We start from the raw sequence: 24,904 nt of genomic DNA, 5'->3' as shown, positions 1-24,904 counted from the left end.
ACGAAAAAAAACCGCCGGACAAGGCCGGCGGCTTTCGATACACACACGCTGACGCGTCAGCAGGTCAGGCGTCGCTGCCGATATCGCTGTGCTCATCGACCACGGTGCTGGTGCGGCGGTTGCGGGCGCTGATGCGCTGCGCCTGGCCGTCCACCACGCCGCCGTTGGCAAGCTTCTTCTTCTGCTGCTTGCGGTACAGCGCGTAGCCCAGCAGGCCCACGCCCACCGCAGCGGCGGCGATGGTCACGGCCGGATTGCGGCGGACCACCTTCGCGGCGACCTTGCTGCCGGTCTTCACCGCGCCCAGTGCGGCACCGGTCTTGATCCAGTCCGTGGCCTGCGGGCCAAGGTGACGCAGGCTGCCACCGGCATGCTTGAGGCCGTCGCCAGCGCTGCTTGCCAGGTCCAGGGCGCGCTCAAGGGCGCGGTCGGTAATCACAGTCAGTCTGCTCATGGGGGTTCCTTTGCCTCGGTTCTGATCCAGTGTGGCGCGCGGGCCGTGTAGGGCGTGTTAGCCACCTGCCACGGCCGGATCACGACTGTAGCCGCTTGCCTGTACCGTTGCAGTGCGGCGCGATGACGCGGTCAGCCGGCAGCCATGAATGCGACAGCCGCGTCACGTCCCGCGCGGCTTGGCCCGGTGCGTGGCGGTCGCCGTCCACGGATCGTCCGGCCACGGGTGCCGGGGATAGCGGCCCTTCATTTCCTTTTTGACCTCGGCGTAGGTGTTGGCCCAGAAGTTGCGCAGGTCCTGGGTGACCTGCAGCGGGCGGCCGCCGGGCGAGAGCAGGTGCAGGGTGAGCGGCACGCGGCCATCGGCGATGCGCGGGGTGTCGGCCAGGCCGAACAGCTCCTGCAGTTTCACCGCCAGCACCGGTCCCTGCGGGGTGATGCCATCGGCGTCCACCGCATAGTGGATCGGCCGCTCCATGCCCGACGGCACCGCCATGCGCACCGGCGCGTGCCGGTCGATCACCTGGCGCTGCGCCCACGGCAGCGGCGATTTCAGGGCCTCGCCCAGACTGGCTTCGTCCAGCGCGTCCAGCCGCGTCTTGCCGGTGAAGGCCGGCGTCAGCCACTGCGGCAGGGTCGCCATCAGCGCCGCATCGGACACGTCCGGCAGGTCCAGCTCGGGCATCCACGCACGCAGCGCCAGCGTCCGTGCCTGCCATTGGCGCAGGCTCTCGGTCCACGGCAGCGCGTCGATGCCCAGCTCGGCCACGGCCTCGGTCAGCGCCTGCGCGGCATGCGCCGGATCCACGCGCCCGGCCGACCGGCTGTCCAGCACGATGCGGTCGAAACGGGTTTCGCGGCGCGCCACCAGCGCACGCTTGTCGCCGTCCCAGCGCACCACGTCCTGCTGGGTGAAGCGGGCGGGGAAGTCGCGGCGCAGCCGGTTCTCGTCGACCGGCGCGGCGCGCAGCAGCAACGCGTCGCGCGCCTCATAGCGCAGTTCCACCGCCACCAGCCACGGTTCGCCGCGCAGATCGCTCGGATCGAACAGGCGCGCACTGCGCCCGTTGGCCAGCAGGTAGCGCAGCGGATCGGTGGGGTGGCGCGCGGCGATCCGGTCGGGGAAGGCGTGGGCCAGCAGGTCGCCGAGCTGGTGTGCCTCCACCGACGTAGGCGGCGCGGCGTCGCAGCGCAGGCGTCGCCGCCACTGCTTGCTGGCGGCATCGATGGTGGCCAGCCCACCGCGGTTGGCATCGTGCGGCGCGCGGCCGTGGCGGAACGCTGCCAACGCGCGCCATCGCGCGGCCAGTGCGTCACCGCCCTGACGCAGCGGGTCGCGTGCCTCCACCAGCGCGGCCAGGTCGCACGCCAGCGCCTGCTCGCTGCCGCCGTTGGCGGCCAGCAGCATCGCCGCCAGCCGCGGGTGCGTGCCCAGGGTGAGCATGCGCCGGCCCAGCGCGGTCAGCCCGCCGCTGTCGCTCATCGCACCCAGCCGCTGCAGCAGCTCGCGCGCGGCGGCCAGCGCGCCCACCGGCGGCGGGTCGACGAAGCGCAGGTCATCGCTGCCCCACGCGGCCAGTTCCAACGCGAGCGACGTCAATTCCACCTGCGCGATCTCCGGCCGGCGCTGTGCCTCCAGCCGCTGCGACTGCGGCCACAGCCGCCATGCCCAGCCCTCGGCCACACGTCCGGCACGCCCGGCGCGCTGGTCGGCCGACGCCTGCGCGATGCTCACCACGTCCAGCCGTGCGAAGCCGCTGTTGGGGTCGTAGCGCGGCTCGCGCGCCAGCCCGGCATCGATCACCACGCGCACCCCCGGCAACGTGACCGAGGATTCGGCCACGTTGGTGGCCAGCACCACGCGGCGCTGGCCCTGCGGGTCGGGTTGCAGCACCCGCGACTGCTGTTCCACCGGCAGCTCGCCGTGCAGCGGCAGCACCTGCACCGTGGCCGGCAGCGCCTGCTCCAGCGCGGCCTGGGTGCGCGCGATCTCGCGTTGGCCCGGCAGGAACACCAGTACATCGCCGGGATGTTCGGCCAGTGCCTGTTCCACCGCGCGCCGCGCCTGGGCTTCCAGCGATTCCTCGCGACGGGCGGGGAAATGGCTGATCGCCACCGGGAAGCTGCGGCCCGCGCTGCTCAACCGCGGTGCCGCCAGGAACTGCGCCAGGCGCTCGCCATCCAGCGTGGCCGACATCACCACGATGCGCAGGTCCTCGCGCAGCTGCGCCTGCACGTCCAGCGCCAGCGCCAGGCCGAGGTCGGCGGCCAGATGACGTTCGTGGAATTCATCGAACAGCAGCGCGCCCACGCCGTCGAGCATCGGGTCGTCCTGCAGCATCCGGGTCAGGATGCCTTCGGTGACCACTTCGACGCGGGTGCGGGCCGACACCTTGTTCTCGAAACGGATGCGGTAGCCGACGGTGTCGCCCACCTCTTCGCCCAGCTGTCGCGCCATGAACTGCGCGGCGCTGCGCGCGGCCACCCGGCGGGGCTCCAGCATGATGATCTTGCGGCCTTGCAGCCACGGCGCGTCGAGCAGGGCCAACGGCACCTGGGTGGTCTTGCCGGCGCCGGGTGGCGCTTCCAGCACCAGGCGCGCGTGGCCGGCCAGCTGGTCCAGGATCTGCGGCAGCAGCGGGGAGATGGGGAAAATCGGGGCATTCATGACGCAAGGATACGGTGTCTGCAGCGCGGGCCAATTGCCAGCCGCCGGCCGGCATGCTTCCCTGTGCCGCCCCGCCGTACCCGGATGTGTAGATGTCGCGCTTGGCTCGCCTGTTGTTGTCGCTGGTTCTCATCGGTCCGTTGGCGTCGGTCAGCGCCGCCACTCTCGCCGCAGCACCGGCCGGGGACATGGGCGAGGGATTGCACATGCCCTACGACGGCCACCCGCTGGCGATGCTGCTGCAGCCCACGCTGGATGCCCGCTACCTGCCTGCCGGGTTGGACAACGAGGCGGCGATCCGACGCGCGGTGGCCGATGGCACGTTGCGCGAGCCGCTCTACCCCAGCCTGCAGCTGGCCGACGACCGCGCCTTTGTCTGGCTCTCGCAGTTCGGCCGCAGCACATTGGGCATGCACAGCAACACGCTGGTGCGTTGCGCAGGGACCACGGGCTTTCGCCTGCTGCTCGACAGTGACGACTGCGCCAACGCCCAAGCGCCCAGCCTGCACTTCGAGGGCCCGACCGACACCGAGCTGGTGTGCCGCGAATGCGCGGCCGTGGGGATTCCCGAGCGCTGGCAGCGCCAGGCACCGGGTGCGCAATGCGCGCTGCCGCTCTGGAACCTGGACGCGGCGCGCCTGCAGTACGACGCGTGGCTGAAGCGCTTCGACCACGACCTCCAGCCGTTCCTGCACGGTGCCAGCGAGGCGCTCTGGAAGGGCCAGGGCCTGACCCTTCGCACGAGCCTGGTGCCGCGCTCGCGCGCCACCGCGACCTTGTTCAGCATGAGCACCGCCCCCGAGACCCTGGGCGCCTCGCTAGGCCACGATGACGCTACGCCCCACGACGACCTGCTGCCGCGCCTGCTGGCGTTGTTGAAGACCGCCGAGGTGGCGGGCCGGGGCGGCACCTACCCGGAACCGCTGCCGGCGTTCTCTGCGTTGTGCGCGGAAGTCTGGTATCTGCGCATTCCCGAGAATGGCATGCTCGACGCCAGCCCCCTGCCGGCCGACACCCTCGAACGCGATGGCTACCCGTTCATCACCGTGATGCGCGACGGCGACCGGATCGTGCTGACAGGCCTGTCGCGTGAACTGGTGCAGCGGCTGCTCACCGGGCCGGATCCGGAGTGAGCCTGCGCGGGGGCAGCTACAATGCGCGGGTTACCTGCCTTGTAGCTCCCCCATGCAACTGATCGATATCGGCGCCAACCTCACCCACGACTCCTTCGACCGCGACCGCGACGCCGTGCTGGCGCGTGCCCGCGAGGCGGGGGTGGCACAGATGATCATCACCGGGGCCAGCCGCGAGCATTCGCCGATGGCGCTGGAACTGGCACGCCAGCATCCCGGCTTCCTGTATGCCACCGCCGGCGTGCACCCGCATCACGCGGTGGAATACACCGACGAATGCGATGCGGACATGCGCGCGCTGCATGCGCATGCCGAAGTGGTGGCGGTGGGCGAGTGCGGGCTGGATTACTTCCGTGATTTCGCCCCGCGCCCGGCCCAGCACCGCGCCTTCGAGCGCCAGCTGCAGCTGGCGGCCGACGTGGTGGCTGCCGATGGCGCGCGCAAGCCGCTGTTCCTGCACCAGCGCGATGCGCACGCCGATTTCATGGCGCAGATGAAGAACTTCGACGGCCGACTGGGCGCGGCGGTGGTGCACTGCTTTACCGGCAAGCGCCAGGAGCTGTTCGACTACCTGGACCAGGACTGGTACATCGGCATCACCGGCTGGTTGTGCGATGAACGCCGTGGCGGCCACCTGCGCGAGCTGGTGAAGCACATCCCGGCCAACCGCCTGATGATCGAAACCGACGCGCCGTACCTGCTGCCGCGCTCGCTCAAGCCGATGCCCAAGGACCGCCGCAACGAGCCGATGTTCCTGTCGCACATCGTCGAGGAGCTGGCGCGCGATCGGGGCGAAGACGTGGAGACCACGGCCGCCAACGCGACGGCGGCCACGCGTGCGTTTTTCCGGTTGCCTGACGCGGCCTGATACATCCCCCACGACCAACGGTCGTGGGTTACCGGCGGCCGTCGCCGTTTGCCCAGGCGTCGGCGAGACCGTCGCGGTAGGTCGCGAAGCGGGGCTGCCACTGCAACGCCGCGCGTGTGCCGCGGCTGTCGATGCGCTTGTTGCTGGCGTAGAAGCGACGCAACGAGGCGGGGACGGCCGGGTCATCCCAGGCCTGCGCGGCGGGCAACGGCAGGCCACTCAGCAAGGCGGCATGCGCCAGCACGTCCTGGGGCGGGGCCGGCTCGTCGTCGGCCGGCAGATACAGCGCGTGGCCCTGCGCACGCCGCATCGCCGCCAGCACCGCAGCGGCCAGGTCTTTTACATGCAGCCGGTTGAACACCAGCCCGGGCCGTACCACGTGCCGGGCCTTGCCCTGCGCCAGCTGCACCAGTGCGTTGCGCCCCCGACCGTACAGGGCGGGCAGGCGGAACACCGCCGAGGCGATACCGCGTGCCTGCGCGAACGCGCGCCACTGCTGCTCGGCGCGTAGCCGTCGCAGGGCGGTGGCGTCGTCCGCATCGGCACGGGCCTGTTCGTCCACCCAGCCGCCGTCGCGGTCGGCGTAGACCGCCGTCGAGGACAGATAACCCACCCAGCGCAGCGCGGGGCTGTCGCGCAGTGCATCGGCGAGCAGGCGCAGCGCCGGGTCGCCCGCGTCCTCCGGCGGCACGCTGCACACGATCGCGTCCGCGCGCCGGAGCGCCGCGCGCAGCTCCTCATCAACCGGCACGCCTTCGGCCAGCCGATACCGCGTCAGCCCGTCATCGGGGGCCGTGCCGGGGTCGCGCACGGTGCCGCTGCACGCGATGCCCTGGGCCTGGAGCAGGGCAGCCAGGTGCCGCCCGCTGTAGCCCAGGCCCAGCACCAGCACGTGCGCCGGCGCAGCGGTGTGCATGCTCAGGCGCCGCGCTGGCGCTGGTAGGCCTGCAGGTGGCTGTAGGCCACCGCCAGCAGCGGCGCGGCCTGCCCGGCGGCGCGTGCACGCGCCAGCATGTCGCCCACGATCTGCTCGGCCTCCACCTGCTGGCCCGCTTCCAGATCGCGCAGCATGGACGCCTTCAACGCCGAGCCGGGCTGCGTGGTGGCCGTCAGCGCGATCTCGCGCGCCTTGGCCGGAATCGGCTCGCCTGCGGCATCGGCCACGGCCAGACATTCGTCATACAGGCCACGCACGATCGCCGCGCCGTCGTCGGTGGCCACGATCGTGCCCACGTCGGCGCGCATCAGGCACGTCGCCGCCGCCAGGGTGGTCAGGAACGTGTACTTGATCCACTGCTCCTGCCCGATCGCATCGCTGGCCACGTGGTCCACGTTCGCCTGCACGCACGCGGCCGCCAGCGCCAACACCCGCGCGCTGCTGCCGGTACCGTCGCGCTCGCCGAAGGTCAGCTTGGCCGCCGGTGCCAGATGCAGTACCGCACCATCGGCGGCCTTGGTCGCGCTGATGAAACACAGCCCGCCCAGCACCGCATCGCGCCCGAAGCGGGCATCCAGTGCCGCGTAGTGGTGCAGCCCGTTGAGGATCGGCAGCAGCGTCGTACGTGGCCCCATCGCCGGGGCAATCGCCTCGATCGAGCTGTCCAGGTCGTACGCCTTGCAGCTCAGAATCACCAGATCGAACGGCTCGGCCGCCGCCAGCGCGGGCAGCGCCTCGGCGATGACGTGCTTGACCGGGAACGTCGCATCGCCCACCGGACTCCGGATCACAAGCCCCTCGGCCGCCAGTTGCGCCGCGCGCGCCGGGCGCACCAGGAACGTCACATCCACACCGGCCTGGGCCAGCCGACCACCAAAATAACCACCGGTACCACCGGCGCCGAGGATCAGGATACGCATCGCACGCTCACTGCAGTTGGGGGATTCACCCTGCGATTGTGCCGGAGTTTTTCACTACCCGCAGGGCGTTATGTGGCGGTTGGCGTAGCGCCTTTCGCGGATGGGCGAGATCGATTCAAGGCACGACGTCCCTCCAAATCTCTCTCCCACATTCTCACAGTTCGTCCAACCGCATACGAAAAGAGCCGGGCAAAAGCCCGGCTCCACAGGAACGATCATTTCCGCGAGGTTGCCGGCCAGCGGCCGGCACTACCGGAACCCCGCAACCGTCGTCGCTGTTCCCCTGCCGTCACCGGGAAACTATCGAAGGCGGGGTGTGTGAGTTTGCGGGGGCGTGAGCGCCATGGATGGCGCGACCGAGCCTACAGGGACGTACTCGCGGCGTCCCCCGCGGACTCACACACCCCGCCTGCCCCCATTTCAACCCAGAGCCGCAGTTGCTATTGCAGTTGCTCCAGCTCTGGCAGTGGCAGTGGCAGTAAAGCGGGCCGCCGGGCCGCAGGCCCGGCAAAACACCCCTCAGCTCCGCATGCCCACGCCGCGCTTGAGCAGCCACAACGCCAGCGCCGTCAGCGCCACCACGAAGCCGATCATCAGCGCATACGCCACCCACAGCGGCACATCACTGGTCCCCAGCAGCCCGTAACGGAATGCATTGACCATGTAGAAAATCGGGTTCGCGTGCGTCGCCGCCTCCGCCCACGTCGGCAGCAGCTTCACTGAATAGAACACGCCGCCCAGGTAGGTCAGCGGGGTCAGGATGAAGGTCGGCACGATCGCCACGTCATCGAACTTCTTCGCGTACACCGCGTTGATGAAGCCGGCCAGCGAGAAGATCGTCGCGCCCAGCAGCACCGTGGTCAGCGTCACCAGCGGATGCGGGATACGCACCGGGGTGAAGAACATCGCGATGATCAGCACGATCACGCCGACCATCAGCCCGCGCAGCACCGCACCGGACACATAGCCCCACAGGATCACCCAGTTCGGCATCGGGCTGACCAGCAGTTCTTCCACGTGGCGGCCGAACTTGGCGCCGAAGAATGACGAACTGATGTTGCCGTAACTGTTCTGGATCACGCTCATCATCACCAGGCCCGGCACGATGAACTGCATGTAGGTGTAGCCGCCCATGTCGCCCACGCGCGAGCCGATCAGGCCGCCGAAGATCAGGAAGTACAGGGTCATGGTGATCGCCGGCGGCACCAGGGTCTGGCCCCAGATGCGCAGGATGCGCGCCACTTCGCGGCGCACGATCGTCATCAACGCGATCCGGTTGCGCTGGCCGTCGGTCAGGACCGGGGTAGGGGTGGTGCTCATGCCGCATTCTCCTGGTTGCCGGTGAGGCGCACGAACAGCTCCTCCAGGCGGTTGCTCTTGGTCCGCATCGAACGCACCCGGATACCGGCGGCGTTCAAGGCTTCAAATACCCGGTTGAGGTCCATCGCGCGCGGCATGTCCACGTCTAGCGTGTGCCCGTCGGTGGCGATCAGCGTGGCGCCTTCGATCACCGGCAGCTCGGCCGGCAGGCTGCCGTCGATGTCGAACAGGAAGCCCTCCACGTCCAGCTTGGCCAGCAGCTCACGCATCGGCCCCTGGGTGACGATCTGGCCGTGGTTGATGATGGCCAGGTTGCGGCACAGGTGCTCGGCTTCTTCCAGGTAGTGGGTGGTCAGGATGATCGTGGTGCCGGCGGCATTGATCTCCTTGAGCACCCGCCACATGTCGCGGCGGATCTCGATGTCCACCCCGGCAGTGGGCTCGTCCAGGATCAGCAGGCGCGGGCGGGTCATCATGGCGCGGGCGATCATCAGCCGGCGCTTCATGCCGCCGGACAGCGTGCGGCTCATCACCTGCGCCTTTTCCCACAGGTGGGCGCGCTTGAGCTCCTCTTCGGCCATCTTCTCGGCCTCGGCACGGGCCACGCCATAGAAGCCGGCGTAGTTGACCAGGATGTCGAAGGGCTTTTCGAACAGGTTGAAGTTGATCTCCTGCGGTACCAGGCCGATCAGGCGCATCGTGGCGCTGCGGTTGCGCACCAGGTCGCTGCCGAACACCTCGACCTGGCCCTCGCTGAGGTTCACCAGCGAGCTGATGATGCCGATCAGGGTCGACTTGCCGGCGCCGTTGGGGCCCAGCAGGGCGAAGAAGTCGCCCGGGGCCACGTCCAGCGAGACGCCCTTCAGGGCCTGGGTGCCGTTGTCGTAGGTCTTGCGGAGGTCGCGCACCCGCAGGGCGGGGGCGGCGGTGGACGCGGGAGTGTTCTGGGAAGCCAAGCTCTTGCCTTCGCGCCCATGGGCTGGCGCTGGATAGGGGCGGGGAGGGGCTATTATAGAAGACCCCGAGGGCTTGCCCCGGCTACACACTGTCCCGAAAAGCCGTGCCTGTTCAATTCCCCCTCAAACTGGTCGACCGGCGCATGCTGGCCCCGACCGTCGGCCACTACCAGTTCCTGCGTGATGACGGCCAGCCGCTGGATTTCCAGCCCGGCCAGTTCATCCAGGTCCATTTCGAGTACGCCGACGGCACCGCCACCAAGCGCAGTTACTCGCTGGCCACCATTCACAACCACGCCCTCGGCGCGGGCGAAGCGGTCGATATCGCGGTCAGCTTCGTCCCCGGCGGCGCCGCCACGGCCCTGTTCGAGGGCCTGGATATCGGCGGCCACGTCACCGCCAGCGGCCCGTTTGGCCGGTTCTGCCTGCAGCCGGGCGACCACAACGCCCGCTACCTGCTGATCGCCACCGGCACCGGGGTCACCCCGTACCGGTCGATGCTGCCGCTGCTGGCCACCGCCATGGCCGAGCGCGGGGTGGAGGTGGTGCTGCTGCAGGGCGCCCGCACCCCCACCGAGCTGCTCTACAGCGACGACTTCTATGCCTTCGCGGCCGCCCACCCGGGCTTCCGCTACGTGCCGTGCCTGTCGCGCGAGCTGCCGGAGAACCCGCATCCGGACGTGCGCCACGGCTACGTGCAGCAGCATCTGGCCGAATTCGCCCCGAACCCGGCCACCGACATCGCCTACCTGTGTGGCAACCCGGACATGGTCGACGCCACCTTCGAGGCGTTGAAGGACGCCGGCCTGCCGACCCCGCAGGTGCGGCGCGAGAAGTACGTCAGTAGCAAGTAGGCCCGCTGCGCTGACCGGGGGCAGCCAACGCCGCCCCCGGTGCTGCACTCAGTACGGAATCCAGGCGTCGCGCCAGGCCGATCCGGTCCCGGGGCGGTAGGCGTCGGCGTCGGTGTTGCACCAGGCGCCTTCAGGGAACGGCCGGCACGCGTACAACTGGCCATCGCTGCCCTTCACCACGGTCTGGCCCGGAATGTAGCTGCCGATGCCGGCGGGGTAGACGAAATCGTAGTCACCGTCCGGCGGTGGCAGCTCCGGCGTCCGCACGTCCAGCTGGAACCGGTGGCCGGCCGAAAGATACACGCGGTTGTCGGTGGCCGAGGCGATCGGCGTGACCACCCCATCGCGCATCACCCCCACCCGGGCGTGAGTGGCGCGGGCATTGACCTGCCGGGCCAACTGCAGCGGCCACTGCGCAGGGGCGGTTTGGCCGCTGGCCAGCGTGGCCTGCACCGTTTCCACGTCCTGCCCTGCGCTGGTGAACACGCGCAGCGACAGCTCGGTGCCCACCGGCAGTTCGCCCCGTGCGGTGAGCGGGCCGGCGTCCTGCCAACCCGGCGGGGGCGTGCCGCCGTCGCCGTCGAAGCGCACATCCATGCAGGTATAGAACGCCTCGCCCGAATCGGCCCGCTGCCAGGTGTTGTAGATCACATGCGGGCCGCTGCGCTTGGGCAGCTGGCATTCGAGCTTGTAAGTACCATCGGGCGACAACGGCGTGTTGCCCAGCGTGCAGAACTTTTCCAGGTCGCCCCAGCCCATCGGCGCACCCGGCTGCCAGCCCTCGCGCGTGACGAAGAACTGCCAGTCACGCGTGACATGCGGTGCCGAGGCCTTGAACACGAAGGTGAAGCGGCCATTGGCATCGGCCTGGATCGGCGTGCGTTGCCAGTCGCTGCGGTCCAGGTCCAAGCCACGGAAGGTGGGGTTGTTGCCACTGCACAGCTTCCCATCCGGCACCACCGCCTGGTGATTTCCGTTGGCGTGGGCCTGGTTGATGCCCGCCCAGTCGTAGAACGCCTGCGCGCCACCGACTGCCTTGGCGGCGGCGCAGGCCGGGTTGGTCGGGTTTTCCGGGTTGCCCTGGAAGCAGGCGTACACCCGGCTGATCGGCGTGGTCATGGTGCCGTGGGCATGCGCCGGCGCGCTGGCCGCGCCGGCGCCGACGGCCAGTGACAGCGCGATCAGGGAAAGGGAGTGTCGAGGGGTCATGGTATCTCCATAGGCCAAGGGGGATGGCACGCCCGGGTGGCCAGCGGCGCCGGCGTTGGGGTGCGGTCCGTCGAGTATCTGGCGCCGTCAGGGAATTCCGAATCGGAATGGTTGCAGTTGACGCGCGTTGGGATGGGCATCAATCCGCGTCTGGGCAGCGCGTCTCAGAACACAGGGAGCGTTGTCGAGGCCGGGACGGCCTTGCCAGGCCGCGGCGCGCGCTAAGATGCGCGCGCTGCTCTGAGGCGCGAGGCCGCATGTCCCTGGATTTCCCCACCGTCGCCGTGCTCGGCTACCTGCTGTGCCTGGGCATTGCGCTGGGCTTTTCATTGCTGCTGCTGGTGCTGCGCGGGCAACCGGCGCTGCGCCTGTGGACGGCCAGCCTGTGGCTGCTGGCGCTCAGCCTGACCTCGGTGGCGCTGCGCGCCCAGCTGCCCGTCGTGCCTTTGGTGATCTTCGGCAACGCCGTACTGGCGCTGTCGGCGGTGCTGATGCTGTACGGCGTGGCCCGCCACCTGCAGCGGCGGCTGCCGGCCTGGCAGCCGGCCCTGCTGGCCGGGGCCTACGTGGCCGGCATCGTGGTGTTCGTGGTGCCGTTCCCGAACCTGGCGGTCCGGCTCAACGTGGCCAGCCTGTTCGCGGTGCTGATCAACAGCTGGATGGCCTGGATGCTGGTGCGCCATGCACCGCCCGAGCAGCGCACCAGCTGCTGGCTGGCCGCGGCCATCTTCGGGGCCGAAGCGGTGGTGTACCTGGTGCGGCTGTGGCTGCCGGTGGCGCCCGATGCCGGGCAGGACATCTTCCGGGCCGGCGCGCCGATGTTCGCCACCTACCTGGCGGGCATCTTCCTGGAACTGGCCCGCTGCTTTGCGCTGGTGCTGCTGCTGGTGGAGAAGATGCTGGTCGACCTGCGCCGCGCGGCACGCACCGACGGGCTCACCGGCCTGCTCAACCGCGGCGCGGTGCTGGCTGATGGCCAGGCGTGCCTGCTGCAGTGCCAGCGGCAACAGCAGCCGTTGGCACTGCTGCTGCTGGATGTGGACCACTTCAAGCAGGTCAACGACCGCTGGGGGCATATCGCGGGCGACCAGGTGCTGCACCACTTCGCCACGGTCCTGGCCAGCTGCCTCGCGACCCAGCAGCCGCTGCTGGGCCGCTACGGCGGCGAGGAGTTCGTGGTGCTGCTGCCGGGCGCCGACCATGCCCGGGCCCTTCAACACGCCGCCTACATCCGCGCGCAGCTGCAGGCGCACCCCGCCTACGTGGGTGACATGCCGGTCACGGTCACCGCCAGCATCGGGGTGGCTGTCGGCACCGGCGCGCACGACCTGCCGGCCTTGCTGGCCGCCGCCGACCGGGCGCTCTACCAGGCCAAGGCCGACGGCCGCGACCGCGCCGTCAGCGCGGTGCCACTGCCTGCCTGAGCCTGGCCGGCGCACGCCGCCCGTGCCGCCGGTACCGCGCTGGTCACATCCAGCGCGCCCCTTCGTCATGGCATGCTGAGACCCTTCAATCCAGGATGCGATCGAACATGCGAGTTTCCTGCCGTCCCTTGGCGACCGGTGCAGCCTTGCTGCTGCTGGCCGCCTGCCAGGCCACACCGGAGGCCACCCCGGAAGCCGCGCAACGTCAGTACGGACACCTGACGTTCAAGCCGTGCACGCTGACCAGCACCCAGGCCAGCGACAACGTGGAAGCGCAATGTGCCACCCTGCAGGTGGCCGAGAACCCGGCCGCGCCGGACGGCCGCAAGATCGGGTTGAACATCGCCTGGCTGGATACCAGCAACGAAGGCGAGGGCAAGGGCGACCCGGTGTTCTTCCTGGCCGGTGGACCGGGCCAGGCAGCGACCGAAGTGGCCGCGGTGATCAACGTGGCGTTGCGCGAAGTGCGCAAGCAGCGCGACATCATCCTGGTCGACCAGCGCGGCACCGGCAAATCCAACCCGCTCACCTGCGTGGGGGCCGACGGCAAGGAAATGGCGCTGGACGACACCATCGCCCCGACCCCCCAGGCCATTGCCGACTTCGCCGCGCAGTGCGCGACATCGCTGGCCAGCCGCGCCGACACCCGCTTCTACACCACCACCCAGGCCATCGCCGACATCGACACCGTGCGTGCGGCGCTGGGCGTGGACAAGATCAACCTGATCGGCGGGTCCTACGGCACCCGCGTGGCCCAGCAGTACGCCGCGCACTACCCGCAGCACACCCGTGCGGTGGTGATCGACGGGGTGGCCCCGAACGACGTGGTGGTGGGCGGTGATTTCGCCAACACCTTTGAAGCCGCCATCGACCTGCAGGCGGCGCAGTGCAGGAAGGATGCCGCCTGCGCCAAGCGCTTCCCGGTCGATACGCGCACCCAGCTCAAGAACGTGATGGACGCGCTGGCCAAGGCCCCGGTCGAGGTCGAGTACCGCGACCCCGGTACCGCCGAAACCAAGCGCGATGTGCTGACGTCCGATTCGGTCACCGGCCTGGCCTTCATGTTCTCCTACATGCCCGAGCTGTCCTCGCTGCTGCCGGTGGTGCTGGATGAAGCCGCGCATGGCCGCTACGCCCCGCTGATGTCGCTGAGCAGCATGGCCAGCCGCTCGCTGGGCGTGCAGATGAACCGTGGCATGCAGTGGTCGGTGATCTGCGCCGAGGATGCCGACCGCTACCAGGAGCCGGCCGCCAGTGATCGCCTGCTTGGTCCGGAGGTGGCGCGCATGTTCTTCGCCGCCTGCCCGGGCTGGAAGGTGGGCACGCGCCCGAAGGATTTCACCGCGCCGCTGAAGAGCGACCTACCGGTACTGCTGCTGTCGGGCCAGTTCGATCCGGTCACCCCGCCGCGCTACGCCGAGCAGGTGCTCAAGACGCTGCCCAACGGCCGCCACCTGATCGCCAAGGGCCAGGGCCACGGCACCCTCAACGCCGGTTGCATGCCGCGCCTGCTGGGCCAGTTCATGGACAAAGCGGACGCCAAATCGCTTGATGCCACCTGCCTGGACTCGCTGAGCCCGGTGCCGGCCTTCACCTCGTTCAACGGATGGGAACCATGATCGTCGCCGAGAACCTGCACAAAGCCTTCAAGACAAAGACCGGCCTGATCAAGGCGGTGGAGAACGTCGGCTTCCAGGCCGAGGACGGCCAGATCACCGGCCTGCTCGGCCCCAACGGCGCCGGCAAGACCACCACCATGCGCATGCTGTACACGCTGATGACGCCCGACCAGGGCCGCGTGCTGGTGGATGGCATCGATGCGTCCGCCGACGCGGTCGCGGTGCGCCGCCGGCTGGGCGTGCTGCCCGACGCGCGTGGCGTGTACAAGCGCCTGACTGCCCGCGAAAACATCGCTTACTTCGGGCAGCTGCACGGCATGAGCGCCGCGCAGATCCGCGCGCGCACCCAGGTGCTGTCCAAGGCGCTGGACATGGACGACATCCTGGACCGCCAGACCGACGGTTTCTCGCAGGGCCAGCGCACCAAGACCGCCATCGCCCGCGCGCTGGTGCACGACCCGCGCAACGTGATCCTGGATGAACCCACCAACGGCCTGGACGTGATGACCACGCGTGCGCTGCGCGGCTTCCTGCGCGGCCTGCGCGACGAGGGCCGCTGCGTGATCTTCTCCAGCCACATCATGCAGGAGGTGGCCGCGCTGTGCGATCGCATCGTGATCATCGCCCACGGCACGGTCATGGCGGCCGGCAGCGCCGATGAGCTGCGTGCACAGACCGGGGAAGACAACCTGGAAGATGCCTTCGTCAAGGTGATCGGTTCGGAAGAAGGATTGCACGCATGAGTTCGTTGAGCACGTTGTTGACCGTGATGCGCAAGGAACTGCGCGATCTGTCCCGCGACCGCCGCACCCTCGCTCTTACCCTGCTGCTGGGCCCGCTGCTGTATCCCATCCTGATCCTGGGCATGGGCAAGCTGGCCGAAAGCCGGGTCAAGACCCAGATCGACAAACCGCTGGACATCGCCACCATCGGCCGCGAGAACGCCCCCAACCTGGTGCGCTTCCTGGCCGCGCAGGGGCTCAACGCGGTTGATGCGCCCAAGGACCTGACCGCAGCCATCCGCGACCAGCAGATCGACGTCGCGCTGCGGATCAGCCCGGACTTCGGCAAGGACTGGGCCGACGGCCGCCCGGCGCTGGTGGAGATCGTCAAGGACAGCACCCGCCGCGCCGCCGACATCCCCAGCATGCGCCTGCAGACCGCGCTGGCCGGCTACAACCAGCAGGTGGGTGCGCTGCGCCTGCTCGCCCGTGGCGTGGACGCCCAGGTCGCGCGGCCGCTGGATCTGGCCACCCAGGACCTGGCCACTGCCGAAGCAAAACGCGGCCAGGTGCTCTCGTTCCTGCTGCCGGTGCTGCTGACCATCACCTCGTTCCTGGGCGGTGCCTACCTGGTGATGGACACCACCGCCGGTGAGCGCGAGCGCCAGTCGCTGGAACCGCTGCTGGCCACCCCGGCCTCCCGCAGCGCGATTGTCAGCGGCAAGATCGTCGCCGCCTGCGTGGTGGGCATGGCGTCGCTGCTACTGACGTTGCTCGCGTTCAAACTGAGCGCGCAGCTCTCCAGCAGCGGGGCGGGACGACAGCTCAACATGGGCTTCCTGCCGATGCTGCAGATGCTGCTGATCATGCTGCCGATGCTGTTCATCGGCACCTCGCTGCTGACCTTCCTGTCGGCGGCGGCCAAGAGCATGAAGGAAGCCCAGAGCCACATGACCTGGCTGATGCTGCTGCCGATGCTGCCCGGCTACGCGCTGATGGTGTACCCGCTGAAGAGCGAGCTGTGGCAGTTCGCGGTGCCGTTCCTGGCGCAGAACCAAATGCTGCTGAAGATCATCCGCCACGAGGCGATCAGCATGCAGATGTGGGCCGTCTATCTGGCCGCCGGCTTCGGCCTTGCCGCGGTGCTGTGGTATGCAGCGGTGCGCCGTTACCACCAGGAGCGGTTGGCCATTTCGGGCTGAGCACACCGGGGCGATGGCGAGTGCGCCATCGCCCCGTCGGCCGCTCTCATCCGCGTGCATCCCGCGCGTATCGCGCCGGTGTATCGCCCAGTTCGCGCTTGAATACCGCGATGAACGCGCTGGTGGTCTCATACCCCAGCGCCAACGCGGTACGCGTGACCGTGTCACCCGCCGCCAGCCGGGGCAGCGCATGCAGCACCCGCAGCCGTTGCCGCCAGCGCGACAGCCCCATACCGGTTTCGCGCTGCCATTGGCGGGTGAGCGTGCGGCTGGACAGGCCGGCGAACGCTGCCCAGTGCTCGACGCTGCGGTTGTCCTCGGGGTGGGCGGCGAACGCGCTGGCCACGCGTCGCAAGCGTCGATCCTGCGGGTGTGCCAGGGCCAACGGCAACGTCGGGTGGGTGGCGATCTCATCCACGATCACCCCTGCGAGACGTCGCTGTGCAGCATCCAACGGACCGGGCGGCCACTGTTGCGCGCGCTGGATGGCGGCCTGCAGCAGCGGGCCCGGTGCCAGGATCCGGGGCTGGTCGGGCAGCAGCGCGCTGGCGGCCGCGTTGAAGTACAGGCTCCACCCCTCGAAGCCCTGTGGCGCCAGCAACGCGTGCGGCAGGTCAGGCGGAATCCAAGCCAAGTGGCCGGCCGGCAACAGCCAGTGCGTGGCCCCCACGTCGATCTGCATCAGGCCGCTGTCGGCGCCCAGCAGTTGCCCACGCGCATGCTGGTGGCGCGATGTGCGCCGTGGACCGGCCTTGCCACCACGCGGGATCGTGCGGGCAGCGAACAGCAGCGGGCCCGCGGGCGCATCGGCCAGCGCTGGGTCGAGCAGGGCGGGATGTGTCGGATCTGCCATATCAGATGGCAGTTATACGACAGAACCGCCGCCGTTACGCGTGGATACTGGCGTTCCCCACTTGGAGCCTGCCCCGATGCGACCTGAAGACCTGCTGCCGGACGATCACAACCATGTGCAACGCGCCGGCATCACCGTGCGCAAGGGAAGCGTGGGCGCGTTTCTGGCCAATGCGACGATCCTGCTCGATGCCGATCAGGACGCGGCAGCGCGCAACGCCGCCAAACACGATCTGCTGGCGCTGCTGCCCGGGCTGCACGCCCTGGGCCTGTTCGACGTGCTGGTGCCGAAAGATGCAGCGCTGCGGCAATTGGTGGAACAGTACCGGTGACTCGTTGCCTGCGCTGCGCATCCGTCATGCGCAGCGTGTCATCGCGCACTGACCTTTCGCAGCGCTGTGGAGCGTTGGATGTCCGTGGCACGTGTAGGCATGTCATATGGAAGCTCGCGAGTAATCTACAAATCGAAATAGAAAAACTGTGAAGCCCGCGACGCATTGTCGGTTCTGGCTCTTCGCTACACCCCCGTGCCCCTCGTAGCCTGCCTGCATCCACCGATGCAGAGTTCCAATGGACCTGGACACGCACGTCAACGCGCCTATCGACATGGGCCATCGCACCTTCCTTGCGCAGACCCACGCCATCATCGACCCCACCCAGGTGGCCGCCGCCTGCTTTGCCGATCTCTCCTGCGAGCCGCTGGAGCCGGTGGAACTGGGTGGGTATCTGCGCCAGCCGCCGCTGCTGGTGGCGCTGGATACACTGTCCTGGGATCGGCGGCTGGAGGTACTGGATCGTGCCGAGCTGCATCTGCGCGAACGCGGACGCCCCTTGTTCTGCACGTTGCTGGCCTGCAACGACGCAGCGCGCCTGCGAGGTCACCTGCGGCATCTGATGGGCTTGTGGCGGCCCGGCAAGGGCCGCGTATGGTTTCGCGTGCACGATCCCCGCGTATTCCGCCACCTGCGCTGGTTGTTGACTCCGGCGCAGATGGCCGAGGTGATGGGCCCGGTGCACGCGTGGACCTGGCACGAGCCGCTCGGCGGCACCTGGCGCACCCATCACCGGCCTGACGCGCACGCACCGTTCGGCCTGCTGCTGCAGCCGGACCAGTGGCAGGGCCTTGAGCAGATGGGCGTCATCAATGCGTGCCTGCGCGATCTGGTCGATGACCCTGCCACTGGGGGCAGAAGCGCGTTGCGCGCGCTGATGGAGGGCGTACTGGAAGCGCGCGATGCCGGTCTGGAAGATGTCAGGGACCTGTCCCTTTACGCACGGCAGCGCCTGCAGCACGGCCCCGGGTTCCGGCATCGGCCCGATGTGGCGTTGCGGCTGGCGCGGTTGCGTGGCGACGGGATGTCCTATGCGATGGCTACCCGGCTGGAAACCGGCGCCTCTGCGGCTGCGGTGGCGGCATGAACGACGCCGCTGCCGACTACTGCCCCAACTGCATCAGGTTCGGCTTTCCCATCCTGCTGGCGCGCTATGCCGTGGCCCGCACCGACGCAGAGGTACGGCGGCGGGCACCTCCGTTGCAGGCCCCTTTCGGTTCGGGCGTACAGGACATCGTGCTGCCGGCATCCGATGCGCAGTACACGCTACGGCTGCTGCGCGGCGGCTACGTATATGCGTTCAACGAGACGCGCGACGAGTGGCTGGCGTGGCAGGTCAATGAGCACGGCGACCTGTCTTCCTTCGACATCCGTGACACTTCTCCGCCGCCGCAGAACGGTGACGCCCCGGCCAGTTGCTCGCGGCACGGCAGCGCGATGATGAGCAAGTGCATCGTCCTGCCGGATGCGAAGTGGGGGACCACGCTGTGGCTGGCATTCAGCGCGGCTCCGTGGACGGCCAAGGTATGGCGCCGCCACCAGGACGCCGCCTACCGGCAGCGCAGCATGCGCCGCATCGACATGGCCGGCTGGGTCGGCAGCGGCAACCCGCAACCGCACATGGCGAGCTTGTACCAGACGTTGGATCAGGTGGCGGAATTCCACCTTGTCGACACCTATTCAATCCTGCCTAAAACACCAGACGCCACCAACCTGCCCCGCATGGAGGTGCTGCCCGGCGCGCATGCACTGGCCCACAGCCTGAGCGGTCGAGTGCAGTACGCTCAGCATCAGCTCGACCTGCTGCGTGCCCAGGCGCGGCTGGCGGCACGCCAGGACGCCCCGGACCACCCGCTGGCGGTGGCGCCGGCGCTGGTAGCGCTGGACGACCCGGTGGGCATCATCGCCGACCTCAACCAGTTGGCGGTGACGCGTTTGCTGGAATGGGAGAACGAACCGGAGCGCCAGGAGAAAAGGCAGACCGCTGCTGCGATCACCGCACTTCGCGAGGCCATCGAGCAGGGCGCATTGGAGGATGAAACGCATCGGCGTCGGCGAAACGCGATGGCGGGTCGGGGCCTGGTTACTACGCTCGGCGGGCGCACCGTGGCCGAGCAGATGTCGCGATCACTGCCTCTATGGACTGATGATGTGTTCGCCGTGGCCGATGAAGATGTAGTTCTGAAGCTGGGTGCCGCATCCTGGAAAAAATACCGCCAGTACCTGCGCGAGGATGACGGTTACGCGCGCTGGCTGAAAGAAACCTATGCAGCCGAGCAGGTGAAGTTCTACGAGCACACCATCTCCGCACTGGACGATGCTTACATTGCGTGGCTGTCGTCGGCGGGCTTCAAGCAGTACATGACCGGAAACTTCGACAGCACCGATACAACCAGCGGCGTTCTGTACCAGGAAGCGGTGACCGCGCTGCTGCAGGATGCTACCTCTCGCGGCAAGGTATTCCAGTACGTACTGGAACGGTTGGAACAGGGGGACCCGCTCAACCCGGATGAAATACTGTTGCGTGCCCAGGTGTGGAACCAGGACGGCCTAATCGCAGTGTGGAAGGATGCGCTGGCACAAGCCTCCAGCGCGCCGAACGCGCGCGATTGGATGGTGGCGGCGAACGGACTGTCCAACGCATTCAAGGGCATGCTCGATAACCCTCTCAAGGGCCAGGTCAGCGGATACCACGGCCCGAAGCGGCTGGTGGACATGTACCGAGGCGCGGCGCGCCTGCTGGAACAGTTGTCCGGCCCGGTGACGCGCATGGTCGGCAACGAGATCGGTAGCATGGCGGCCGTCGGTGTCGGCACGCTGCCGGCACGTTGGCAGATCGGCCTGCTTACTGCGCTGGGCCAGTCGTCCTCGCCAGGCACGGCGCTGATAGATCTGACCGGTTACACCACGCCAAAGCGCGCACGAAAGGCGTTGGCAATGACACTAGCCGGGCGCGCGGGCCTGAATGCGGCGCAGCAAGCCAGCGCGGCTGCGGCTGAGTCGATTGCGTCATCCAGCGCGACGATTGAGGGCGGCCGGTTCAAGTTCGGCATGGTAGCCCTGGCAGACGCGGATCAGCTGAAGCTGTTCAAGGCGCTCAACGCAAAGGCAGTGATTGCCGGGCCCGCACGGCAGGCGCAGCTTATGGGAACGCTGACTGTCCTGGACCTGCACGACGCTATGCGCACCACAGTATCTGGCCTGCACCGCAGTTCCTACGGCTATGGAATTGCCGCGCTGGTGCTGATGTCAGCCAGTCTTGGAGAGTTGAACAAGCAGATTCTCAAGGCTCCTGTGGAAGGACGCGGATTGCTGCAAGCGAACTTTGCGGCTGGAGTGGCCGCGCTGGTAGGCGATGCGGCGATCGTACTGGGAGAAATGGGATCGAAGCTGCCCTGGCTTTCGCGGACGTTGGCCGAGCCGATGGGGCGGTGGATGTTCAAGGCCAGCACCAGGGCCGCGGTGCTGCAGGCTGGAGGTCGGTGGCTGAGTGGTGGCGCTGGAGTGATAGTTGGTGCGCTCTCCGTATGGGAGGGATACAAGGACATGCAGCTCAGCACAGGGTATGGAATTGCCATGATTTCTGGTGGGTTGGCCCTCATGATCTCCGCTGCCTTGATTCTATTCGGCGCTTTAGTCCCCGTGGCAACCGTGCTTTTCATTTTCGCCGCGATAGTGACTGTCATAGCGGCATGGCTCAAGCCTGATCAGATCGAAAGGTGGCTTGATCGAGCCATGCACTTTGGGAAGAACAAGACCGGAGTTTTTCCCGATATCACCTCTCAATCCACAGAACTTGTCAACTTGAAGGCTTGACCGTATGTGGACCGGATGGCACCCAAAATTCAGGACAGAAAGGGGGATTCAACCCGTCGAAGCAGGTGCAGCTCTCGATATCGAATGCATGGGCACTCCGCCGGATGACGTGGCTGGGATGACAAGATTCAGTTCAACGTATTTGGAGTTCGTTGATCGAACTTTCAAAATCAAGGGCATGGTCCCGACACTGATATACGGCGCGCTGTGTCTGTTTCTCTTTCTGGCCATGGTTATGGTAGGGAAACGTCTGGTGGAACTTGAAGATGGGGTGTTGGAAATTGGCCTCTATTTCATTCCAGTAGGGTTGATCGCTGGCTGCGGCATCGCACTCTTCTGGCACCTTCAGTTGCGAATGGACCTCTTCCAGTACACCCACTATCCCGTCCGCTTCAACCGCCTCACCCGCAAGATCTACTTCTTCCGTCACAACGGCCCGGGCGGCGTCGTGGTTGTGCCATGGGGGTCGCCCTTTGCCTTCTTCCACATCGGCCGTGGCGGCCAGGACCCCAATCTGCGCGACCTTCGCTGCCACCTCCTTGATCGCAACCGTCAAGTGCAGCAGACCTTCACCATCGGCCACTTCTGGGATCACGACCAGGACATCCGGGAAGAATGGGCGTTGATCTGTCGGTACATGCAGGACGGTCCGGAGGCGTGCTTCGACGACCCGCTGGATCGCGTCATCACGCTCTCCACACTGCCCACCTTCCGCAACCACTGGATGCTGGTGTGCCTGATGATGGGCACCAACCTATTCCCATTGCGGCACAACCTTCTTTTCCCCTTCTATGGCGCACTGACCCTCAGTCGCTGGCTTACCTTCAAGACCTGCAAAGCGCCGGTATTTCCGCCAGAAATCGAAGCAGAGTGCGCCATCGCACCGGATGATCCCTACGCCCTCCCGGAGCCGCGCTTCATGGCCGAGTTCGCCAGCGATCCGGCCATCTACGAGCGTGCACGCAGGCGCCACTTGGAAAAGATCATGTGGCGGTAGGTAGCGGCGTTCATGTCGCCAAGGCGCATCCCATTCCAGACAGAGAGCAGGTGTAGCAATGTTCACCGGTTGGCAGCCAGTGCTCAGTATAGATAGAGGTCTTTATCCTACAGAGCTGAAGAATCGACTGGAGCGCACAGGTCGCCGCGGGGTCAGTCCAGACGACGCCATTGCGATGACGCGTTTCAACTCGACGTACCTGGAGATGGTTGATCGCACGTTCAAGATCAAGGGGATGTTCGCACCCCTCGCTGGCATCAGTGCGCTCGCCGCCTTTCTGGTAGCTTCGCTCTCCTTGCCGTGGCGACCGCTCGTTGTGGAGTCGGAAATTGACCTCGAGAACATCGTCGCTGTGGCCTTGATGTCCCTGGTATTCGTCGGCTGCTGCGTGCGCTTGTGGAGGATCAATCTGCGTAATGATTTGTTCCAGTACACGTACTATCCCGTGCGGTTCAATCGCAGGTCGCAGAAGGTCTACTTTTTTCGTCACAACGGGGCCGGGGGAGTGGTCGAAGTTCCCTGGGACTCACCCTCGTTGTTCTTCCATGTGGGATGTGGCGGGCAGAACACTGAGCTGCGTGATCTTCGCTGCCATGTGCTTGACGAAAACAGGCAGGTCATGGACACCTTCACCATGGGTCACTTCTGGACGGGTGACGCCGAGGTTCACAAGATGTGGGAGTTCATCTGTCGCTACATGCAGAATGGCCCGGATCAAGCCTTCGCCACGCCTTCGGAAGGCGTCATCACCCTGTCCACACTGCCAACACTTCGCAACCACTGGATGATGGTCTGTCTGATGATGGGAACCGCACTCCTGCCGATGCGCTACACGCTGATGTTCCCGCTGTACGCCGCGTTGACTGCATGCCGTTGGCTGGTCTTCAAAAGTTGCACGGCGCCGGTGTTTCCTCAGAAGATCGAGCTCGAATGCGCCATTTCGGTGGACGATCCGCTTGCGTTGCCAGAGCCGCGTTTCATGGCCGAGTTCGCCCGCGCCCATGCGGTTCGTCAGCACGTACGTGAGCGCCTGTGGGAGTGGAACGCGCATGAGGGCGCCATGTTGTTTGACGCGAGCTGGGTCGGCTGGAAAGTGGTTGCGTGGATCCTGGCTGGGTTACTTTTCATGCACGGGCTCAAGGATTTCGCTCTCGCCAATCTCTATGGCGCATGCCTTATTTCCACCGGATTTCTACTTGTTTTCGCCACGTTCTTGTCGAGCATCGGAGGGGGCGTTGGTCCGCACCCACGATTTGAATAAGGGTGGCGACCGCTCACCGACGCGTGCCCCCATCGCTTGATCAGGTTGTGCGATCTGCGGTCCGGGCACGCACTCACAGCGGTTCGCCTCGTACATATCGCATGGGCGTGGTACCCCGTTCGCGCCGGAAGACCACGATGAACGCACGTTGCGTGTCGCAGGCCAGGCTCAGCCCGGTGCTGGCCACTGACTCATCGGCCAGCGATCGCGGCGGCGCGTGAAGTACCCGCAGGCGCTGTCGCCCGCGGCCGGTTCGATGCCGGCGCGCCAGTGGAAGGAAGCCGCCGAAAACAAAAAAGGCCCGGATCGCTCCGGGCCTTCTCCATGCCAGTATCGAAACCGATCAGCCGCCCGGCGCGAACGCCAGCGTACGTCGGGTGGTCACCGGGGCGCCCACCGGCTCGAACTTCCAGCGCTTGACCGCGTTGAGCGCCTCGCGATCGAACACGCGCGACGGCGTGGCGCGCAGCACGCGGGCGTTGGTGACCGAACCGTCGGTGCCGACGGTGATTTCCACCAGCACTTCGCCGGAGGTACCCGAACGCAGTGCTTCGGCGGGGTAGCGCGGGGCCGGCGTGCTGACCGGACGCAGGCTCGGTGCCGCTGCTGCCGGGGCGGCGGCCTGGCGGGCCGCGGCGGCCTGCTGGGCGGCGGCGGTCTGCTGGCGCTGCTCGGCCTCGCGGCGGGCGCTGGCCTGGCGCTCGGCGTCCTGGCGTTCGCCGTCGCGGCGCGCGGCATCCTGCTGGGCGGCAATGGTGCGGGCCGCTTCGGCTTCGGCCGCCTGCTGCTGGGCCAGGCGCTGCTGGTCGGCCAGCTGCTTGGTGCGGTTCTCGGCGTCCTTCTTGACCTTGTCGGTCTCTTCCTGGGTGCGCTTGAGGGCGGTCTGCATGCCGCCGCTGATGCCCTGTTTCAGGCGCGGCAGGGCCGGTGCGGTGGCGTCCACCTTCTCGATCAGCGCGACCAGCCGCTGCGACTCGGCGAAGTCCTCACGGCCCAGGCTCTGTTCGGCGGCGATCAGGGTGTAGGGCAGCAGGTCGGTGAGCGCGCTCTTGACCGAGGCGTCATCCGGGGTCTTGTCGCGCAGCGCCAGGTAGTACTCGATGGCGTTGTCGCCGGCCGGGGCGTACATGCGGTTCTCGCGCAGCGCCTTGCTGGCCAGGTCGCGCAGTTCCTCGGTGCCCATCGACTGCACCTTGGCCGACACGGCGGGCGCTGCAACCGGGGCGGCAGCGGGGGCAGCGGCGGGCGCGGCCGGCGCCGGTTCGTCCTTGCCTGAACAGGCAGCCAGAGCGACCAGAAGGGCCAGCGGCGCCAGCCGGCGCAGCGTGGCAATCGTGTTGACGTGCGACATCCAACTCCCC

General features: G+C 67.5%; 21 protein-coding genes. 12 read left to right on the top strand and 9 right to left on the bottom strand.

Going from position 1 to position 24,904, the window contains the following annotated elements:
• Positions 1 to 64 precede the first annotated feature (64 nt).
• Together AC1DCJ_RS07740 and hrpB are read right to left on the bottom strand one after the other, a co-directional pair.
• Positions 65 to 454, bottom strand: coding sequence for a hypothetical protein (locus tag AC1DCJ_RS07740; RefSeq protein WP_038685585.1), 390 nt, complete (start codon positions 452 to 454; stop codon positions 65 to 67).
• A gap of 162 nt (positions 455 to 616) precedes the next feature.
• Positions 617 to 3,121, bottom strand: a complete 2,505-nt coding sequence (gene hrpB / locus AC1DCJ_RS07735; protein ID WP_478070595.1) for an ATP-dependent helicase HrpB — start codon at positions 3,119 to 3,121, stop codon at positions 617 to 619.
• A gap of 92 nt (positions 3,122 to 3,213) precedes the next feature.
• On the opposite strand from hrpB, the gene AC1DCJ_RS07730 reads away from it, so the two are divergent.
• A complete protein-coding gene (locus tag AC1DCJ_RS07730; protein ID WP_478070594.1) occupies positions 3,214 to 4,254 on the top strand; it encodes a hypothetical protein in 1,041 nt (346 codons plus the stop codon).
• Positions 4,255 to 4,306: 52 nt separating this feature from the next.
• Positions 4,307 to 5,122 (top strand): TatD family hydrolase, encoded by an 816-nt coding sequence (locus AC1DCJ_RS07725; RefSeq protein ID WP_478070593.1) that lies wholly within the window; start codon positions 4,307 to 4,309, stop codon positions 5,120 to 5,122.
• Between the two features lie 28 nt (positions 5,123 to 5,150).
• Here AC1DCJ_RS07725 and AC1DCJ_RS07720 read toward each other — a convergent pair whose 3' ends face one another.
• The 4 genes from AC1DCJ_RS07720 to AC1DCJ_RS07705 form a co-directional block, all read right to left on the bottom strand.
• On the bottom strand, positions 5,151 to 6,038 hold the full coding sequence (locus AC1DCJ_RS07720) for an NAD-dependent epimerase/dehydratase family protein (RefSeq protein ID WP_478070592.1): 888 nt from the start codon (positions 6,036 to 6,038) through the stop codon (positions 5,151 to 5,153).
• Between the two features lie 2 nt (positions 6,039 to 6,040).
• Complete coding sequence (panE, locus tag AC1DCJ_RS07715) at positions 6,041 to 6,979, bottom strand: 2-dehydropantoate 2-reductase (RefSeq protein ID WP_478070591.1); 939 nt, start codon at positions 6,977 to 6,979, stop codon at positions 6,041 to 6,043.
• Between the two features lie 519 nt (positions 6,980 to 7,498).
• Entirely contained in the window at positions 7,499 to 8,299 is an 801-nt protein-coding gene (locus AC1DCJ_RS07710; protein ID WP_313425048.1) for an ABC transporter permease, read from the bottom strand.
• Positions 8,296 to 9,255: an ABC transporter ATP-binding protein gene (locus tag AC1DCJ_RS07705; protein WP_137190748.1), complete on the bottom strand. Its 960-nt coding sequence runs from the start codon at positions 9,253 to 9,255 to the stop codon at positions 8,296 to 8,298. The genes AC1DCJ_RS07710 and AC1DCJ_RS07705 overlap by 4 nt, the downstream gene beginning before the upstream one ends.
• A 104-nt stretch (positions 9,256 to 9,359) precedes the next feature.
• Here AC1DCJ_RS07705 and AC1DCJ_RS07700 point away from each other — a divergent pair, with 104 nt between their 5' ends.
• Positions 9,360 to 10,109, top strand: coding sequence for a ferredoxin--NADP reductase (locus AC1DCJ_RS07700; RefSeq protein WP_313425045.1), 750 nt, complete (start codon positions 9,360 to 9,362; stop codon positions 10,107 to 10,109).
• A gap of 48 nt (positions 10,110 to 10,157) precedes the next feature.
• Here the strand turns inward: AC1DCJ_RS07700 and AC1DCJ_RS07695 are convergent, their stop codons facing one another.
• Positions 10,158 to 11,318: a lytic polysaccharide monooxygenase auxiliary activity family 9 protein gene (locus AC1DCJ_RS07695; RefSeq protein WP_320488502.1), complete on the bottom strand. Its 1,161-nt coding sequence runs from the start codon at positions 11,316 to 11,318 to the stop codon at positions 10,158 to 10,160.
• Positions 11,319 to 11,575: 257 nt separating this feature from the next.
• Here AC1DCJ_RS07695 and AC1DCJ_RS07690 point away from each other — a divergent pair, with 257 nt between their 5' ends.
• The 4 genes from AC1DCJ_RS07690 to AC1DCJ_RS07675 all read left to right on the top strand — a co-directional run bounded on the left by AC1DCJ_RS07690 (position 11,576) and on the right by AC1DCJ_RS07675 (position 16,285).
• Positions 11,576 to 12,742 carry a GGDEF domain-containing protein gene (locus AC1DCJ_RS07690; protein ID WP_478070590.1) on the top strand — a complete coding sequence of 389 codons (1,167 nt, stop codon included), beginning with the start codon at positions 11,576 to 11,578 and terminating at the stop codon, positions 12,740 to 12,742.
• Positions 12,743 to 12,849: 107 nt separating this feature from the next.
• Entirely contained in the window at positions 12,850 to 14,361 is a 1,512-nt protein-coding gene (locus tag AC1DCJ_RS07685; RefSeq protein WP_478070589.1) for an alpha/beta hydrolase, read from the top strand.
• A complete protein-coding gene (locus AC1DCJ_RS07680) occupies positions 14,358 to 15,104 on the top strand; it encodes an ABC transporter ATP-binding protein (protein ID WP_038685610.1) in 747 nt (248 codons plus the stop codon). Before AC1DCJ_RS07685 ends, AC1DCJ_RS07680 begins: the two co-directional genes overlap by 4 nt.
• Positions 15,101 to 16,285 (top strand): ABC transporter permease, encoded by a 1,185-nt coding sequence (locus AC1DCJ_RS07675; RefSeq protein ID WP_392732073.1) that lies wholly within the window; start codon positions 15,101 to 15,103, stop codon positions 16,283 to 16,285. Before AC1DCJ_RS07680 ends, AC1DCJ_RS07675 begins: the two co-directional genes overlap by 4 nt.
• A 46-nt stretch (positions 16,286 to 16,331) precedes the next feature.
• Here the strand turns inward: AC1DCJ_RS07675 and AC1DCJ_RS07670 are convergent, their stop codons facing one another.
• Positions 16,332 to 17,138, bottom strand: a complete 807-nt coding sequence (locus tag AC1DCJ_RS07670; RefSeq protein ID WP_478070588.1) for an AraC family transcriptional regulator — start codon at positions 17,136 to 17,138, stop codon at positions 16,332 to 16,334.
• Between the two features lie 61 nt (positions 17,139 to 17,199).
• Here AC1DCJ_RS07670 and AC1DCJ_RS07665 point away from each other — a divergent pair, with 61 nt between their 5' ends.
• From AC1DCJ_RS07665 to AC1DCJ_RS07645, 5 genes are all read left to right on the top strand, one after another.
• The gene (locus AC1DCJ_RS07665) at positions 17,200 to 17,469 is read left to right on the top strand and encodes a hypothetical protein (protein ID WP_478070587.1); all 270 of its coding nucleotides are present in this window, start codon (positions 17,200 to 17,202) and stop codon (positions 17,467 to 17,469) included.
• Positions 17,470 to 17,707: 238 nt separating this feature from the next.
• Complete coding sequence (locus tag AC1DCJ_RS07660; protein WP_478070586.1) at positions 17,708 to 18,556, top strand: DUF4123 domain-containing protein; 849 nt, start codon at positions 17,708 to 17,710, stop codon at positions 18,554 to 18,556.
• Entirely contained in the window at positions 18,553 to 21,285 is a 2,733-nt protein-coding gene (locus tag AC1DCJ_RS07655) for a T6SS effector BTH_I2691 family protein (RefSeq protein WP_478070585.1), read from the top strand. Before AC1DCJ_RS07660 ends, AC1DCJ_RS07655 begins: the two co-directional genes overlap by 4 nt.
• An 88-nt stretch (positions 21,286 to 21,373) precedes the next feature.
• Positions 21,374 to 22,282, top strand: coding sequence for a DUF6708 domain-containing protein (locus AC1DCJ_RS07650; RefSeq protein ID WP_313425020.1), 909 nt, complete (start codon positions 21,374 to 21,376; stop codon positions 22,280 to 22,282).
• Positions 22,283 to 22,340: 58 nt separating this feature from the next.
• Positions 22,341 to 23,543, top strand: a complete 1,203-nt coding sequence (locus tag AC1DCJ_RS07645) for a DUF6708 domain-containing protein (protein ID WP_478070584.1) — start codon at positions 22,341 to 22,343, stop codon at positions 23,541 to 23,543.
• A 343-nt stretch (positions 23,544 to 23,886) separates the two neighbouring features.
• Here the strand turns inward: AC1DCJ_RS07645 and AC1DCJ_RS07640 are convergent, their stop codons facing one another.
• Positions 23,887 to 24,894 (bottom strand): energy transducer TonB, encoded by a 1,008-nt coding sequence (locus AC1DCJ_RS07640; protein WP_137190735.1) that lies wholly within the window; start codon positions 24,892 to 24,894, stop codon positions 23,887 to 23,889.
• Positions 24,895 to 24,904: the final 10 nt, after the last annotated feature.

The sequence above is a fragment of the Stenotrophomonas sp. 10N36 genome (assembly GCF_056395005.1).
The sequence above is the reverse complement of the archived record's forward strand: the minus strand, read 5'-3'. Positions and strand labels throughout refer to the sequence as shown.